This window comes from Streptococcus sp. Marseille-Q5855, assembly GCF_946901985.1.
Classification (GTDB): Bacteria; Bacillota; Bacilli; order Lactobacillales; family Streptococcaceae; genus Streptococcus.
The window spans coordinates 1-3,092 of sequence record NZ_CAMPPR010000011.1; the positions used below are offsets into that span (position 1 = coordinate 1).

The following is a 3,092-nucleotide window of genomic DNA, read 5'->3' on the forward strand; positions in this document are numbered from 1 at the left end:
TTCATCTACCTTATCGTTAGTTGTCGCGTCGTCAATAGCTTTCTTAGCTTTTTCTGCTGCTGTTTCAACATCAGATTTCGCTTTGTCCTTCTCTTCTTTCGTCAAGTCGGTACGCTTATCAATCTCAGCTTTCTTAGCTTCAGCCGCTTTGTCGATTTCTTTCTTAGCGTCAGATTTCTTATCACCAGTTGGATTGATGTTATCGATAGCTGTATTGCCATTATTCTTCGCTTCATCTACCTTATCGTTAGTTGTCGCGTCGTCAATAGCTTTCTTAGCTTTTTCTGCTGCTGTTTCAACATCAGATTTCGCTTTGTCCTTCTCTTCTTTCGTCAAGTCGGTACGCTTATCAATCTCAGCTTTCTTAGCTTCAGCCGCTTTGTCGATTTCTTTCTTAGCGTCAGATTTCTTATCACCAGTTGGATTGATGTTATCGATAGCTGTATTGCCATTATTCTTCGCTTCATCTACCTTATCGTTAGTTGTCGCGTCGTCAATAGCTTTCTTAGCTTTTTCTGCTGCTGTTTCAACATCAGATTTCGCTTTGTCCTTCTCTTCTTTCGTCAAGTCGGTACGCTTATCAATCTCAGCTTTCTTAGCTTCAGCCGCTTTGTCGATTTCTTTCTTAGCGTCAGATTTCTTATCACCAGTTGGATTGATGTTATCGATAGCTGTATTGCCATTATTCTTCGCTTCATCTACCTTATCGTTAGTTGTCGCGTCGTCAATAGCTTTCTTAGCTTTTTCTGCTGCTGTTTCAACATCAGATTTCGCTTTGTCCTTCTCTTCTTTCGTCAAGTCGGTACGCTTATCAATCTCAGCTTTCTTAGCTTCAGCCGCTTTGTCGATTTCTTTCTTAGCGTCAGATTTCTTATCACCAGTTGGATTGATGTTATCGATAGCTGTATTGCCATTATTCTTCGCTTCATCTACCTTATCGTTAGTTGTCGCGTCGTCAATAGCTTTCTTAGCTTTTTCTGCTGCTGTTTCAACATCAGATTTCGCTTTGTCCTTCTCTTCTTTCGTCAAGTCGGTACGCTTATCAATCTCAGCTTTCTTAGCTTCAGCCGCTTTGTCGATTTCTTTCTTAGCGTCAGATTTCTTATCACCAGTTGGATTGATGTTATCGATAGCTGTATTGCCATTATTCTTCGCTTCATCTACCTTATCGTTAGTTGTCGCGTCGTCAATAGCTTTCTTAGCTTTTTCTGCTGCTGTTTCAACATCAGATTTCGCTTTGTCCTTCTCTTCTTTCGTCAAGTCGGTACGCTTATCAATCTCAGCTTTCTTAGCTTCAGCCGCTTTGTCGATTTCTTTCTTAGCGTCAGATTTCTTATCACCAGTTGGATTGATGTTATCGATAGCTGTATTGCCATTATTCTTCGCTTCATCTACCTTATCGTTAGTTGTCGCGTCGTCAATAGCTTTCTTAGCTTTTTCTGCTGCTGTTTCAACATCAGATTTCGCTTTGTCCTTCTCTTCTTTCGTCAAGTCGGTACGCTTATCAATCTCAGCTTTCTTAGCTTCAGCCGCTTTGTCGATTTCTTTCTTAGCGTCAGATTTCTTATCACCAGTTGGATTGATGTTATCGATAGCTGTATTGCCATTATTCTTCGCTTCATCTACCTTATCGTTAGTTGTCGCGTCGTCAATAGCTTTCTTAGCTTTTTCTGCTGCTGTTTCAACATCAGATTTCGCTTTGTCCTTCTCTTCTTTCGTCAAGTCGGTACGCTTATCAATCTCAGCTTTCTTAGCTTCAGCCGCTTTGTCGATTTCTTTCTTAGCGTCAGATTTCTTATCACCAGTTGGATTGATGTTATCGATAGCTGTATTGCCATTATTCTTCGCTTCATCTACCTTATCGTTAGTTGTCGCGTCGTCAATAGCTTTCTTAGCTTTTTCTGCTGCTGTTTCAACATCAGATTTCGCTTTGTCCTTCTCTTCTTTCGTCAAGTCGGTACGCTTATCAATCTCAGCTTTCTTAGCTTCAGCCGCTTTGTCGATTTCTTTCTTAGCGTCAGATTTCTTATCACCAGTTGGATTGATGTTATCGATAGCTGTATTGCCATTATTCTTCGCTTCATCTACCTTATCGTTAGTTGTCGCGTCGTCAATAGCTTTCTTAGCTTTTTCTGCTGCTGTTTCAACATCAGATTTCGCTTTGTCCTTCTCTTCTTTCGTCAAGTCGGTACGCTTATCAATCTCAGCTTTCTTAGCTTCAGCCGCTTTGTCGATTTCTTTCTTAGCGTCAGATTTCTTATCACCAGTTGGATTGATGTTATCGATAGCTGTATTGCCATTATTCTTCGCTTCATCTACCTTATCGTTAGTTGTCGCGTCGTCAATAGCTTTCTTAGCTTTTTCTGCTGCTGTTTCAACATCAGATTTCGCTTTGTCCTTCTCTTCTTTCGTCAAGTCGGTACGCTTATCAATCTCAGCTTTCTTAGCTTCAGCCGCTTTGTCGATTTCTTTCTTAGCGTCAGATTTCTTATCACCAGTTGGATTGATGTTATCGATAGCTGTATTGCCATTATTCTTCGCTTCATCTACCTTATCGTTAGTTGTCGCGTCGTCAATAGCTTTCTTAGCTTTTTCTGCTGCTGTTTCAACATCAGATTTCGCTTTGTCCTTCTCTTCTTTCGTCAAGTCGGTACGCTTATCAATCTCAGCTTTCTTAGCTTCAGCCGCTTTGTCGATTTCTTTCTTAGCGTCAGATTTCTTATCACCAGTTGGATTGATGTTATCGATAGCTGTATTGCCATTATTCTTCGCTTCATCTACCTTATCGTTAGTTGTCGCGTCGTCAATAGCTTTCTTAGCTTTTTCTGCTGCTGTTTCAACATCAGATTTCGCTTTGTCCTTCTCTTCTTTCGTCAAGTCGGTACGCTTATCAATCTCAGCTTTCTTAGTCTCAGCCGCTTTGTCGATAGTCCCTTTAGAAGCATCTGTGACTTTGTATTTGGCTGGTACATTTTCCGTACTACCATCTTCATATGTCACTGTAAGTTCAATATCATGGAAACCATCTGTTGTAGGATAACTTGTTCCATCTTTCAGATTAACAGTCTGTTTGTGTTCAGCATTTACAGCGT

1 protein-coding gene is annotated in these 3,092 nt (G+C 40.6%); it reads right to left on the minus strand.

Annotation, left to right across the window (positions count from 1 at the left end; all coding sequences use genetic code 11):
* A partial coding sequence (locus OC529_RS11690; RefSeq protein WP_262082238.1) for a DUF1542 domain-containing protein occupies nucleotides 1–3,092 on the minus strand: 3,092 nt, incomplete at both ends.